Source organism: Amycolatopsis sp. NPDC039088, from assembly GCF_055598845.1.
The window spans coordinates 11,092-23,569 of record NZ_JBVKAE010000003.1 but is presented as its reverse complement, the minus strand read 5'-3'; the positions used below and the strand labels follow the sequence as shown (position 1 = coordinate 23,569).

Sequence of the window (12,478 nt, the reverse complement as noted above, 5' to 3'; positions counted from 1 at the left end):
ATCAGCCTGCCTCCGGTCCGGTGTCCTGTGTGGCCAGCCCGATGGCGAAGCCGGGGATGCCGAGTCCGAAGTCTGGGTCGGCGGAGGCGGGGCGCAGCGGTGCGCGGAGTTCGGTTTCGTCGACCGACACGCACGGCCGGTCCGGTAGGAGCCCGGCGGGGGCACCGATCCAGCGGAACCGTTCGCCGCACTGGCCACAGTGGACGAGCACTTCGGCGGTGTAGGCGAGGGCGGGTCCGTCGTCGGTGGCGGTGAGCCGGTGGACGTTGACGTCGGCGACGAACGCGTTGTGCGGGCAGGGACGGTCGAGGTCGAGGGTGGTCATGATGGCTCCTGGTCGGTGGCCCAGCCCATGGTCTGGTTGAGCAGTTGCCGTCCGCGCTGGGCGCGGTTCTCGGCGTCGGGGTCGTGGTTGCACAGGGCGGTGCCCCGGTACCCCTGGTCGTCGCACATCGGGCAGTCGGCGATGGCGCGGCGTTTGTCGGCCGTGGTGGCGCGCAGTTCGGCGCGGCGGGCTTCGACGCGGCGTTCGTGCTCGGCTTGCTCGGCGTGGTGGCGGGCACGGGCGCAGGCGCCGCAGCGGGGCGGGTCGTCGTCGTGCTCGTGCTCGACGCACCGCGCGTCACGCCGCGACGGCGGCGGTGTGCGGGTGCGATTCAGTGAGGGCTCACGGCCTCGCGCGTGCTGGACGGAGTCGACAGACACACCCCCTCCGAAGGAGGGTGTGTCTGTCTCCTTTCCCTTCTCCGTTTCCTTTCCTGACGTGAGCGCTCCGTGAGAACTGCGTGACGGCTCACTGAACTGGCCATTGTGGCCTTGACCTGGGGAATCACCGGATTCGGTTCCGGGAGTGGTCCGGGAGGGTTCAGTGAGTGATCCAGGAGGGTTCTGGTCGCGCCAGCACCGCGCGCAGTGCCGGTTTTCTCCCGGTTCGGGAACCCGGACGGTGCCGGGCGGCGGGGCCGGGAAGAGGGTTTTGCCGGGCCGGTTCACGCTCTGGTGGAAGTGCCAGGACGTCACCGCGAGCAGGCGTTGATCGTCGCGGCGGTAGCGCACGATCCGCTTGTGCTTGGCCAGCTCGGCGAGGTCGTCTTCGACGTCCTGAAAGGACAGCTCGTCCAGCGGCCACACGGCGGCCTTGATCAGCCGGGTGTTGTCCTTCCCGCGTCCGTGGTCGTCGCAGTAGGTCCACAGCCCGATCCAGGTCAGCCGTGCCCGGAACGACAGTGGTGTGACGTCGTCGCTGCTGAAGAATCCGGGCTTGATGCTGCGGATGCGCGCCACGCTCACGCCTCCAGTTCGGCGAGGACCGCTTCGAGGGTTCGTGCGGGGTCTTCGCTGTCCAGGACGTGGGCGAGGATGTCGATCGCCTGGGACGCCTCGTGTTTCGTCATCTCGCTGGAGGAGGAGAGCTTCCGTCGGACGAGGATGCTCACGGTCGTGAGCTTGTCGGCCCGGTTGGTCACCTGGAGGTCGCCGAGCTGGGCGTGGAGCTTGTCCAGCTGGGTTCGCGAGACCGTGTCCGTGTCGTCGTCCTCGTCGGTCTCGGCCTCGTCGTCGCCGGGGAGCGGCGGTGGAGTTGCCGGCGGATCGGGTGGCGTCTCGTCGGCGTCCCCGCGGGCGTTCTCGGCCGCGTCGGGCGTGCTGGGTGGTTCGTTGGCGGGGGCGGCCTTTTTCGGCCCTGTACGGCGCCGTGCGGTGCGTTTCGCGTGCTGGGTGGCCTCGGGGGCGGCAGGGTTGGGCGGGCCGGTCTGGGGGGCGCTGGTGGTGTCCGGGTAGTCCCCGTCTTCCAGTTCCTCGACGGTGAGGGCGATCCCGCCCACGACGTCGGCGAACTTGCGCCTGCACAGCCGGGTGGTCGCCCGTGCGTACAGCTTGTCCTCGGGATAGCCGCCGAGGTCGATCTTCGCCCGGCGGGCCTGGTCGGCGGTGAAGGTGACGCGAGTCCAGACTTCCTCGTTGCTGCGGCGGCCTTCCAGGATGACGCGGGTGTCGTTGACTTCGACGTCGCGCAGGTGGTGCCCGGCGGCCAGGACCATGGCGCGCATGATTTCCGCGCTCTTGCCGGGTTTTCCCTTGACGATGTGGATGTGCTGGAGGCTGGTGAGCGGGCCGAGACCCATTTCCCTGCCGGTGAGGATGGCGGCGGTGACGGCGGCAGGGTTCCCGCGATAGGAGTCGGGGACGAACGGGGTGTCGGCGATCTGGGCCGCTAGCCGGGCCACGTCGCGCACGACAAGCACCCACTGATCGATCTCAGTTGGAGCGTGGAAGTCGGGGCGGGTGGTGATCTCGGTGCCGGTGGGTTCGTGTCGTTGAAGTTCTCCGCTCACGCGGTCACCTCCAGCGCGGGCGGGAGCAGTGCTTCGCCCACGTAGTCGCGGGACCGTTCGCAGGCTCGGGAAACCTCGCGGATGTAGCGGAATTCCCTCAGCTGCTCGGGTCCGGCTTGCATCGGGTAGAGGTCGAATCCGTCCGCTCGGACGTGGATGACGGCGCATCCGTCGACCTCGATCATTGGCTGTTCCTCGCCCTGGTCGTCTACGTAGGCGTCGGCGTACCGGTATGCCGCGAGCTGCCAGGCGGTTTCGCCGAAGACACCGGACCGGGAGGTCTTGATGTCACACAACAGGCGTTGCCCGAGCGTCGGGAAGTCCGCGATCAGGTCGCCGGTTCCTGCCCAGCCGTAGGAATGGGAGACCACGACGAACTCGGTGAGGACGGGTTCGACGCGGTAGCGGTCCAGGAAGTCCACATAGGCTTCGACGTGCCCGGCTAGCTGCTCGGGGACCTCGATTTCATGGCCGGACACCAGCTGCTCGGCGAGGCCGTGGACCTCGGTCCCGCGTTTCGCGGCGGCGTCCCGGTCGGCGAACCGCGCACGGGACAGCTCTTTCAGCCGCGCGGTCGGCGGGAGTTCAGCGAGCCGGTCCCAATGATCGATCGCGTAGTCCGCGGTCGTGTTCGCGGCCCAGCCGATCAGCGCGGGCTTGGGGACACCGCCGGACAGGATCGTCGTGACGCCAGGGACTTTCGCGCCGTTGGCGTCGACGTAGCTGTGTCCCTTGCCGTGGTTGCGCCGCCGGATCGGCGGGGTGAAGTCGTTCACGCGGCGGCCCTGTGCCTCCCGGTCCAGCGCGCGCGTGCGCGGACGATGCCGGGAGCACAGAAGATCCGGTCGCCGTGGTGGACGTATCGGCCGGGTGAGAACCACAAGACCGGGAATCCGCACCATTCGCAGGTGATCGAGGGCGGTGTCCGGTACGCCCGGCCACTGTGGAGGGTTCCAGCCTGCTTGGACGGTTGCGGGGTGCTCGATCGTCGGCCGTCCGTCCTTGGTCCGGACGAGCAGGACAGCGATGTGGACGTCGAAAGTTTCACGAACACGGCAGTTCCTTCACGGGAGTGCGGGTACGCGGGTCATGCCGAGAGGGCGTTGCGGAGCTGCTTGAGGCGGCGTTCAGCGCTCTGGGCGCGGGCCTTCCACTCGTCGCGTTCGGCAGTGATGGCGTCCAGCTGTTCCAGGCGTTTGAGCAGGTCGGTCAGCGGCAGGTCGAGGGCGCCCGCCTTGTCCTGTGTAGCTCTGGTTCGGCGCGGGCCGTTGTGCTTGCCCAGGTGCGGCCGGATGCTGTTGACGTTCGCGCTGGTGTAGTCGCAGTGGGCGCAGCCGTAGACGACGGTCCCGTTCGCGAGGGTGAGGACGCGGGTCTGGCGCAGGTAGATCGGGTTCCCGGAACGGTCGCGGAACGGGGCGGTACTCGGCTGGTCGTCCACGACGGCCACGCCGTCGACGTCAGTGGCGGTCACGGGTGCTGTCCTTCGTGGCCGATGCCCTCTCGGGCTCGCGGTCGAGGTAGATGGTGTAGGCGAGGACGAGGTCGAACATGACGACCAGCCATCCCCAGGTGTCGTCGGCGCTGGTGAGGTCTAGGACCAGGAGCCGGAACACCAGCAGGTAGGCCAGGATGCGGAGGCTGATGGTCATGCGGGTGGCCTTTGCTGGTCGTCGGAGGGGCGTGTGCGGCGGCGAGGGAACTTCAGGCGTTCGCGCTTCCGTTTCGCCGGGTACTGCTGCCACAGCTCGGGGCGCTCCTGGCGCAGCCTGGGCAGGTCGAGGCCGTTGCGGATCTCGACGTCGCGGACGACGACCGGTTCTCCGTCGATGGTCCCGACGTCGTTGTTGCCGAGCAGGGCGAGGAGTTCGGCTTCGAGCTTGTCCACTTCGGCTCGCGCGAGGCCGGCGGAGGTCCGAGCCTGTTTCCACCGGCGAACCAGGTCGGCGGAGGCGTCGAGCGGTATCCGTCGCTTCGAGCCGGTTCCGCGCGGGGAGGACCGCGGGCTATCTGGATTCTGTTGTGAGGGCGACGGTTCGTGTGGCTTCACTGTTCACTCCGGTACGCGCGGCACGGTGACTACGGGGCCGGTGGGGATCGGAAGTCCTAGCTGGACGAGTCGGCCTGGTCGTCGTTGTCGTCGGCCGGGACGGGCGTCTTCGGCGGCCAGCCGGTACCGAGGTCGGTGAGCGTCTCGGCGTCGTACTCCGACAGCAGCTTGTTGAAGACCGGGGTGTCCGGGTCGTTCTGGGCGCGGATCTCTGCGAGGTCGAGGTCTTCGGCGAGGTCGGTCATGACTGTCCTTTCCGGATCAGGTGAGCAGGGTGATCAGGACGGTCGCGAGCACCATGACCAGCGAGGTCGTGGCGGCGACGAGGGCGGCGAGGTGGCATTGGGCGGGATCGGAGTCGCGGTAGGCGTCGAGGTAGCGGGCGGCCTTGTCGCCCGTCGCGGCCAGGGCGGTGCTGGCCGCGTAGGCGGTTCGCCACAGCAGCCACAAGGGAGCCTCGACCACGGCGGGCCGCACCGTGAGAGCGTGAGTCGGCCGATCGGCCATAGTGGATCTCCTGCCTTTCGCGTCGAAGGGTGGAAGGCGTGCCCGCCCTGGGAAAGGGGGTTTCCGTGCCAGGACGGGCACGCCTGCGCGGCCTGGCGCTAGGCCGCGCGTTCCGCTCGCCGATGCGGCGGACGTCTCCGCGCGCTCGGGGTATCAGCGGGCGGCGTCGGAAATGGCATGACCGGCTGGACCACGGTCGCGATCTGCTCGGCGACGTCGTCGGGCACGGGCGGGGCGGTGCTCACCGCCTGCTCGATCGCGGCCCATTCGGGATCCAGCAGCGTGAGCCCCTGCTCTGCGTAGAACGCCTCGGTCCACGCGCGATCCAGACCGGCGGTCATGCCGCTTCCCTGCGGGTGTAGGGGCTCACCAGGTCGACGTCTGTGAAGACGAAGAGGGTGCCCCGGTCGACGCCGAGCGCGTCCTCGACGCGGGCGGCGGTGTCGACTCGGACGGTGTCGCGCCTGCCCTGCAAGAGCAGGTTGATCGCTGTGGCGCTCATCCCGATCTTCCGGGCTAGTTCTCGTTGAGTGCCTTGGGTGTTCACCAGTTCCACGAGCGCAGGCAAGCTGCGCACGCACACGGAGACCGTCATGCGAGTGACCTTTCGTCTCACTCAAGCGCAACGGTCGGCAGGTGTGTGGGCGTCTGCGTGAAGCGCGTGGTCCGCTGAATGTGAACGCCACCGTAAGCATGATCGACTTTCCCCGTCAACACGGGAAAAACGTTCCAGCGCGTTTGCGAAAAGCTGTTCCGCCAAGACATTCTGGTTTCTCTGCGTGAAGTACACCGGACGAGTGACAAAGCCTCACTTCTTCCGACAGGTACAGAAACCCGACCCCAGCGCGGTTTTCCGTCCGCCTCCTGTTCCGCGAGCGTCCGCGCGCGCGTAGGCGACGCCGAAGTAAGGGGCGTTTGTTCCCCGGTCGAGGGACGACGCGCGGCGGCCTTGAACAAGTTCGATGTGGCGCGTGTCATTCCGTCGCAAGCGCCCCGGCGTCCGCTTGGCGAACGACAGAGCCCCCGGCCACAGTGGTGACCGGGGGCTCTGTCTTCTCTGGATTACCGCTTGCTGATCAGCTTCCACGCCAGGTTCGCCATCGCCATGACGGGCATGGTGACGAACTTGTCCCGGAAGGTCGGGTGGGCCGCGATCTTCGGGTGGTCGTAGACAGTGACGATCGCGTTGGCGGTTTGCGGATCGATGACCGTACCGTCGATCTTCACCATCACGAAGTCCGCGACGGCCTTCCGCAAGATCGCGATCCGGTTCGCCGATGCCATCGCGTCCTCGGCGAGCTGCAAGACCTCCGCGTAGTTGTCGACCGTGACGTTGCTGTGCAAAGTGGTCATCAGGAACCAGACCTCCGCACCGTGAGGTCGTGCAGCGGGACCGGCAGCACGTGTCCGAACAGCGCGGACCACTCCGGCCCGCAGCCAACGGTCACGACATAGGCTCCGCTGGCCGAATACGCGATGTGGCCCGAAGGCTTGTCGTTCACGGGCCGAACGGCTAGACCTCCAGACCTCGTCTCCGTCAGCAACACCAGCGGGACGCCCTCGCGGGCAGGCTGAATCTTCGGCACGTCGTCGCCCACGATGCACACTTCGCCGATCGTGGGATCACCGCTGATCACCCTGCTGGCCTCTGGTCGGGGAAATGTGAGCGGCCGGAGCACCGTGGCTCGCAACCCGTACAGTGCTGGCCGGTCTTCTCTTTTTTTGATGCCCCACCGCTTGGATCCGTGGCTCTGGATCGCGTGGGCGACTGCGTTGGACACCATCCGCCGACGTTCGGCCTCGGTCACGAGTTTTTTGATATCGGCCCTGCCAACGTGGAGGTCGCGTGGCAGCCCCGGCGGGCGCCACTCGACACCCGTGAACTCCTCCGAGCCGATCAACAGCCCCTCGCGGTCGTACACCTCGGCGACCAGCATTAGAAAAACGAGGCGGTTCGCCAGAAACTCGTGGTGATCGTGCGCCGTGTACTTGCCCACGTCGAACGTCAGCGGCGACACGGTCTGGTCGATCACGTCCGGCCTGATCGTGACAGTCCAGCCATCACCGACTTGCAAATCCCACTTCGCCAGCACCTCGGGCGGGATAACCTTCTCGCCGTCCTGAAGTTCTCCTCGGATCACGACCGCACCTCACGCCTCTGCGCGGGAACCTGGAACCCAGCGTCCACAAGCTCCGTTCGGAAACGCGTAATGAAGTGACCGGGCGCGATGATCCGGCCGAGCCGGATGCCCGCGAGCCACCCCGCCTCATCCGAATTGGACGCTCCCAGCCTGATGCCGAACGTCAACTCCGGATCGTCGTCGACGATCAGCTCGACACGGAACTCGTGCCGCTCGTTCCAGCCGTTCGACGTCGGCTCGCCGTCCTCCCGCATGAACTCGTCGGTGAGGAACACCCGCGTCCGCATCCACGCAGGACGCGATGAGACCTCTAACTCAGTAGACCGGTCGTCTAACTCGCGGCACAGTCGTGCCGCCTGATTCTGGAAGACCAATTCCTCGGGTCCTTTCACTCTGTCCGGGCCTTACCCAGGGAAGCCCCTGGGTCGGAAGGAGTGTCCCGCTAAATTGCTTTTTGGCCTCTCTATCAGGCAAAACGTCTCGGTAGCGATCAAGAAAGCGGTGCTCGCCGGACTAAGTTCAGCGAGCACCGCGTCACCTCGGACGGAACGGGAGCGGGCAAGCAACCCGGAAAGCGAGAGGCGAGATCGTCCAGGCTCGCGGCGTCCGCATCATGCCCCTGACCTGGTCAAACCCCGTCCCGTTACGCCAAACGGGTGCTTGTGTGTCCTAATCCTGGGTTGGTTAGAACGACCCAAATCACTCACGAGCCCCAACGCTTCCCGCACACGAAAACGGGGCCGCGAGCGGAAAGCTCGCGGCCCCGTTCTTTCCCGATATGACTCAGGAAGCCGGTTTGACCTCGGTCTTCGGGTCACCGTCGACCGCGGCGGACAGCTGCGGGACGATCCGGTCGATCACGTACGGCAGGCTCAGCACGGTCACGAACGAGACCGCGCTGCCGTAGGGGCCTTCGTTCTCGATGAAGACCTCGCGCTTCTCCTTCGCCACCTTCAGGCCGCTGTAGAGCGCGTCCTTGCCGAGGATCTCCTGCGCCTTGGCCGGGGTGTCGATGAGCCACACGAGCGCGTCGCGGTCGAGCAGGTCGGTCCGTTCGGCGCTGAGGCTCTTGCCGAACTTGTCGCCGATGGCGGCGTCGAGGTCGGCCGGCAGTGTGAAGCCGAGCGATTCGAGGATGTGCGAGCGCCCGTCCTGGCTGCCGTAGACGAAGTAGCCCTCGTAGGTCGACGCCATCAGCGCCGACTTGCCCTGGAACTCCGGGTGCTCCTTGCGGACCTGGGCGAACTTGTCCTCGACGCCCTTGACCAGTTCGTTCGCCTTGGTGGCGCGCCCGACGGCCTGGCCGACCTTCTTGGTCGCCTCGCTCCACGGGATGCCGTAGTCGTTGTACTCTTTGGGCTGCGCGACGACCGGGGCGCCGATCTGGCTCAGTTTGTCGTACTGCTCCTTGGTGAGCCCGGAGTACAGCGCGATGATCAGATCCGGCTTCAGCGCGGCGATCTTCTCGTACTGCGGTCCGTCGACGTCCTTGAGGACCTCGGGCAACGCGGCGCCGCCGAGTTTGCCGGTCGCCCACGGGCCGATGGTGCCGGGGAACTTGCCGAGCCACTCGGTGACCCCGACCGGGACGACGCCGAGGGCGAGCAGCGCGTCCTGCTCGGTCAGGCCGACCGTGACGACCCGCTTCGGTTCCTGCGTGATGGTGGTGCTGCCGTACTTGTGCTCGATCGTCGTCGGGAACGCGTTGGCGTCGACCGCGGAACCGGCGGAGTTCTGCGCGGCCGGGGCAGGTGACTCGCCGCCACCTCCGCACGCGGTGAGCGAGGCGGCCAGCACCAGGGAGGACGCCAGCACGCCGGCGGTCTTCAGGCGCCCGCGCACGGCGGAGAGAGTGGGGATTCGGGCCATCGTCCGTCCTTCTTGATCGGCGGTCCGGCGAAATGCCGGATTAATCGATATTCAGGTTTGCCTAACCTAAGACGCCGAACGGCCGAATGCAACCGGCGCTGCTGCGTCCCGGATCACGTCCGTGAACGGTTGTCCGACCAGGCCGCCCAAAGCGTCGCGTACCGACCACCAGAGGCCACGAGTTCGTCGTGCGTCCCGCTTTCGACGACCACGCCCGCGTCGAGCACGACGACGCGGTCCGAAGCCGCCGCCTGCGTCAGCCGGTGCGCGACGACGAGACCGGTCCGGCCTTCGAGTGCGGCCGCCGCGGCGGCTTCGAGCGTTTTGGCGCCCGCGCTCCCGGCTTCGGCGGTGGCCTCGTCGAGGATCGCGATGGGCGGATCCGCGAGGACCAGCCTGGCCAGCGCCAGCTGCTGGGATTGGGTGACCGTCAGCTGATGCCCGCCTTCGCCGACCACGGTCGCGAGACCTTCGCTCAGCGCCTCCGCCCAGCCCCGGGCGCCGACCTTTTCCAGTGCCGCCAGCAAATCCGCGTCGGACGCGCCGGGAGAGGCGAGCCGCAGATCGTCCGCCAGCGAACCGGCGAAGACGTGCACCTCCTGGCTGATCAGCGCGACCGCCTGCCGGGTGGCGGACGGGCCGAGTTCGTCGAGCGGGACCCCGCCGACGGAGACCGTGCCGGCGGCCGGGGTGTGGATCCCGGCGATCAGCTTGGCCAGTGTCGTCTTCCCGGCGCCGCTCGCGCCGACCAGCGCGACCCGCTCGCCGGGGGCGAGACTCAGGTCGACGTCGCGCAGCACGGGGTGTCCGTCCACATAGGAATGCGAGATGCCGGCCACTTTCACCGAGGCGTCAAGGGGTTTCGCAGGCCGCTGGGGCTCGTGCGGCGCGGGGAGGTCGGCGACCCCGACCAGCCGGGCGAGGCTCGCCGCGGCCGCCTGCGCGTCGTCCACCAGTGCCAGCGCGGTGTTGATCGGGCCGAACAGGCTGTGGAAGTACAACGCCGCCGCGGTCGCCGCGCCGATGGTCACGGCGTTGTTCCCCACCAAGAGGAAACCGGCCGCGAGCACGGCCGAGAGACCGACGAACTCGGCGAGGTTCAGCCTGGCGAAGAACTTCGTCATCAGCCGGACACCGCGCAGCATGAGCTCCATCGCGCCCTCGGAGCGCTCCCGGACGCGCTCCACGTGGGCGTCGGCGAGGCGGAACGCGCGAACGGTTTTGGCGCCGCCGATCGTGTCGAGCAGTTGCTGCTGCTGGGAACCCGTCGCGATCCGCTGCTTCGCGTACAACGGGACGGCGTTGCGGACGTACCAGCGCACGGTGTGCAGCTGGATCGGTGTCGCCAGCAGTGCCGCCAGGAGGAACCGCCAGTCGAGGACGGCGAGCGCGCCGAGGGTCAGCACGATGGTCAGCACCGAACGGCCCAGTTCGGGCAGAGCCTCGCGGACCGCCCTCGCCACCACCGTGACGTCGTTGGTGACCCGGGCGGTCAGGTCGCCGGAGCCCGCGCGTTCGACCTGCTCCAGCGGAAGGCTCAAGGCGCGGTCCACGAACCGCTCCCGCAGTTCCGCCAGCAAGGTCTCGCCGAGCCGCGCGGTCAAGGAGACACCCAGCGCCGTCGCGATCGCCTGCGCGACGGCGACCAGCACCAGCGCCACCACCGGCGTCGTCAGTTCGGTTGCCGGTCGTTTGCCGACGACGAGATCGACGATATGGCCGAGCAGGGGAGCGGTGAGCAGCCCGATCGCGGTCGCGCCGACGAGCATCGCGAGCGCGCCGACGGCACGGGCCTTCGAGGTACGGAGCAGTTCGCCGAGGACGGCGCGGATCCGCTTGCCGTCGGCGGTGGGGAGGAGTTCGCGGCTCATGACAGCACCGCCGCGCGGTAGTCGGCGCGATCGAGCGCGAGTTCGGCGTGGCCGCCTTCGGCCGTGACCCGGCCGTCGTCGAGGACGACGACCCGGTCGGTGACGGCGAGCAGTGCGGGACTCGTGGTCACCAGGATCGTGGTCCGTCCTTGTCGTAAGCGGGCGAGCCCGGTCGCGATCTTCGCCTCGGTCACCGTGTCGACCGCCGTCGTGGGGTCGTGGACGACGAGGACCGTCGCCTCCGCGGCGAGCGCGCGGGCGAGGGCGACGCGTTGCCGCTGCCCGCCGGAGAGGGAACGCCCGCGTTCGGTGATCGCGGTTCCGATCCCGTCCGGCAGTGCCTCCGCGACCTCGTCCGCCGCCGACGCGGCCAGCGCCTCCTCATGCGAGAGACCGACGGCGTGGACGTTCTCCGCCAGTGTTCCTTCGAACAGGTCCGCGTCGTGCGCGGCGACCAGGACGACTTCCCGTACCCGGTCTGGGTCCACAGTGGACAGGTCGACGCCGTCGACGCGGACCTGACCGTGCGTCGGGTCGGCCGCGCGGCCGAGGCAGTCGAGCAGGTCGGTCGCGGCGGCCGGGTCGGTGGCGACGACACCGACCAGCTGCCCGGCCGGGATGTCGAGGTCGACCCCGCGGAGGCTCCCGTACGAGACGTCGGTGAGCCGGACGTTCCCGCTGGCTGGCAACGGAAGTTCGCCGTCGCCCCCGCCGACCGCCGTCGGCGTGGACAGCAGGTCGGCGACCCGGGACGCCGACGCGCGGCCCTGCGCCAGTTCGCTGTTGACCCACGAGAAGATCAGGAACGGGGTGAGCAGGAACTGCGCGAGACCGACCGCCGCGACCAGGTCGCCGACGCTGATCGAGCCCGACGACGCGAGATGCCCGCCGACGAGGGCGACGACCGCGATGAAGCCGCCGGTCAGCGCGAGCACCGCGCCGTCGTGCCAGGCCTTGGCCCTGGCGGCGCGCAAGGTCGCCTTCAGCGAGTTCTGGCTCGTGTCGCGATAGCGGGCGACGGCGGTCGGTTCGGCGCCGATGCCCTTGAGCACCCGCAGACCGGCGACCAGATCCGTGGCGACCCCCGAAGCGTGCGCGGACCGCTCCTGTTCGGCCTCGCTGCGGCGTTCCAGCGGCTTGCCGATGAGATGCGCGAGGTACAGCAGCGGCGGCGTGCCCAGAAGGACCAGAAGGCCCAGCGGCAGCGACATGCGCAGCAGGGCCACGGCGCTGACCAGCACTCCGGCGAGCGCGGCGATCCCGAACGGCAGGGCGGCGTTCACGACCCCGACCCGTTGCGCGTCACTGGTGCCGATGTTGACCAGTTCGCCTGCCAGCTTGCCGTCTTCGGCGCCGCCGCCCGGATGCAGGACGCGCCTGCTGATCGCGATCCGGATTTCGTGCGCCGCCCGCAGCGAAGCGCCTTCGGCCGCGCGCGCGGCGAACCGGTAGCTGTAGGACAGTCCCGCGAAGACCACGCCGAGCACGGCGAGCCAGAACACGAGTGTGCCCACCGAGCCACCGGCGACGGCCTGGTCGATCACGACGCCGATGATCACCGGGACGAGTGCTTCACCGCCTTGATGACCGGCGGCGAGCAAGGACGCGAGCGTGACCTGGCGTCGCTGCCCGGAAATCGCCTGGCGCAGCACGCTCCGGCTGGTGGTGGCCGCTGCGGGCACCGGCGCCTCCGTCTCTCAGTCAGGC

Annotated in this window: 17 protein-coding genes; all 17 read right to left on the bottom strand. The window is 68.5% G+C overall.

What is annotated here, in order from left to right; translation table 11 throughout:
- Nucleotide 1: 1 nt before the first annotated feature.
- The 17 genes from ACZ7KI_RS04945 to ACZ7KI_RS04865 all read right to left on the bottom strand — a co-directional run bounded on the left by ACZ7KI_RS04945 (nt 2) and on the right by ACZ7KI_RS04865 (nt 12,453).
- Entirely contained in the window at nt 2-325 is a 324-nt protein-coding gene (locus ACZ7KI_RS04945; protein WP_470271884.1) for a hypothetical protein, read from the bottom strand.
- Complete coding sequence (locus ACZ7KI_RS04940) at nt 322-1,290, bottom strand: hypothetical protein (RefSeq protein ID WP_470271883.1); 969 nt, start codon at nt 1,288-1,290, stop codon at nt 322-324. Before ACZ7KI_RS04940 ends, ACZ7KI_RS04945 begins: the two co-directional genes overlap by 4 nt.
- Nucleotides 1,287-2,333, bottom strand: a complete 1,047-nt coding sequence (locus ACZ7KI_RS04935) for a hypothetical protein (protein WP_470271882.1) — start codon at nt 2,331-2,333, stop codon at nt 1,287-1,289. Before ACZ7KI_RS04935 ends, ACZ7KI_RS04940 begins: the two co-directional genes overlap by 4 nt.
- Nucleotides 2,330-3,109: a hypothetical protein gene (locus tag ACZ7KI_RS04930; protein WP_470271881.1), complete on the bottom strand. Its 780-nt coding sequence runs from the start codon at nt 3,107-3,109 to the stop codon at nt 2,330-2,332. The genes ACZ7KI_RS04935 and ACZ7KI_RS04930 overlap by 4 nt, the downstream gene beginning before the upstream one ends.
- A 311-nt stretch (nt 3,110-3,420) precedes the next feature.
- The gene (locus ACZ7KI_RS04925) at nt 3,421-3,807 is read right to left on the bottom strand and encodes a hypothetical protein (protein WP_470271880.1); all 387 of its coding nucleotides are present in this window, start codon (nt 3,805-3,807) and stop codon (nt 3,421-3,423) included.
- Nucleotides 3,794-3,985 carry a hypothetical protein gene (locus ACZ7KI_RS04920; protein ID WP_470271879.1) on the bottom strand — a complete coding sequence of 64 codons (192 nt, stop codon included), beginning with the start codon at nt 3,983-3,985 and terminating at the stop codon, nt 3,794-3,796. The genes ACZ7KI_RS04925 and ACZ7KI_RS04920 overlap by 14 nt, the downstream gene beginning before the upstream one ends.
- Nucleotides 3,982-4,221, bottom strand: a complete 240-nt coding sequence (locus ACZ7KI_RS04915) for a hypothetical protein (protein WP_470271878.1) — start codon at nt 4,219-4,221, stop codon at nt 3,982-3,984. Before ACZ7KI_RS04915 ends, ACZ7KI_RS04920 begins: the two co-directional genes overlap by 4 nt.
- A gap of 218 nt (nt 4,222-4,439) precedes the next feature.
- On the bottom strand, nt 4,440-4,628 hold the full coding sequence (locus tag ACZ7KI_RS04910; RefSeq protein ID WP_470271877.1) for a hypothetical protein: 189 nt from the start codon (nt 4,626-4,628) through the stop codon (nt 4,440-4,442).
- Between the two features lie 16 nt (nt 4,629-4,644).
- Complete coding sequence (locus ACZ7KI_RS04905; protein WP_470271876.1) at nt 4,645-4,890, bottom strand: hypothetical protein; 246 nt, start codon at nt 4,888-4,890, stop codon at nt 4,645-4,647.
- Nucleotides 4,891-4,988: 98 nt separating this feature from the next.
- Complete coding sequence (locus ACZ7KI_RS04900; RefSeq protein ID WP_470271875.1) at nt 4,989-5,231, bottom strand: hypothetical protein; 243 nt, start codon at nt 5,229-5,231, stop codon at nt 4,989-4,991.
- Nucleotides 5,228-5,485 (bottom strand): helix-turn-helix domain-containing protein, encoded by a 258-nt coding sequence (locus ACZ7KI_RS04895; protein WP_470271874.1) that lies wholly within the window; start codon nt 5,483-5,485, stop codon nt 5,228-5,230. Before ACZ7KI_RS04895 ends, ACZ7KI_RS04900 begins: the two co-directional genes overlap by 4 nt.
- A gap of 467 nt (nt 5,486-5,952) precedes the next feature.
- Entirely contained in the window at nt 5,953-6,243 is a 291-nt protein-coding gene (locus ACZ7KI_RS04890; protein ID WP_470271873.1) for a hypothetical protein, read from the bottom strand.
- Entirely contained in the window at nt 6,243-7,031 is a 789-nt protein-coding gene (locus ACZ7KI_RS04885; protein WP_470271872.1) for a hypothetical protein, read from the bottom strand. Before ACZ7KI_RS04885 ends, ACZ7KI_RS04890 begins: the two co-directional genes overlap by 1 nt.
- On the bottom strand, nt 7,028-7,318 hold the full coding sequence (locus ACZ7KI_RS04880; RefSeq protein WP_470271871.1) for a hypothetical protein: 291 nt from the start codon (nt 7,316-7,318) through the stop codon (nt 7,028-7,030). Before ACZ7KI_RS04880 ends, ACZ7KI_RS04885 begins: the two co-directional genes overlap by 4 nt.
- A 496-nt stretch (nt 7,319-7,814) precedes the next feature.
- Nucleotides 7,815-8,900 (bottom strand): iron-siderophore ABC transporter substrate-binding protein, encoded by a 1,086-nt coding sequence (locus ACZ7KI_RS04875; protein WP_470271870.1) that lies wholly within the window; start codon nt 8,898-8,900, stop codon nt 7,815-7,817.
- 113 nt (nt 8,901-9,013) lie between these two features.
- Entirely contained in the window at nt 9,014-10,771 is a 1,758-nt protein-coding gene (locus ACZ7KI_RS04870) for an ABC transporter ATP-binding protein (protein ID WP_470271869.1), read from the bottom strand.
- Entirely contained in the window at nt 10,768-12,453 is a 1,686-nt protein-coding gene (locus ACZ7KI_RS04865; RefSeq protein ID WP_470271868.1) for an ABC transporter ATP-binding protein, read from the bottom strand. The genes ACZ7KI_RS04870 and ACZ7KI_RS04865 overlap by 4 nt, the downstream gene beginning before the upstream one ends.
- Between the last annotated feature and the right edge of the window lie 25 nt (nt 12,454-12,478).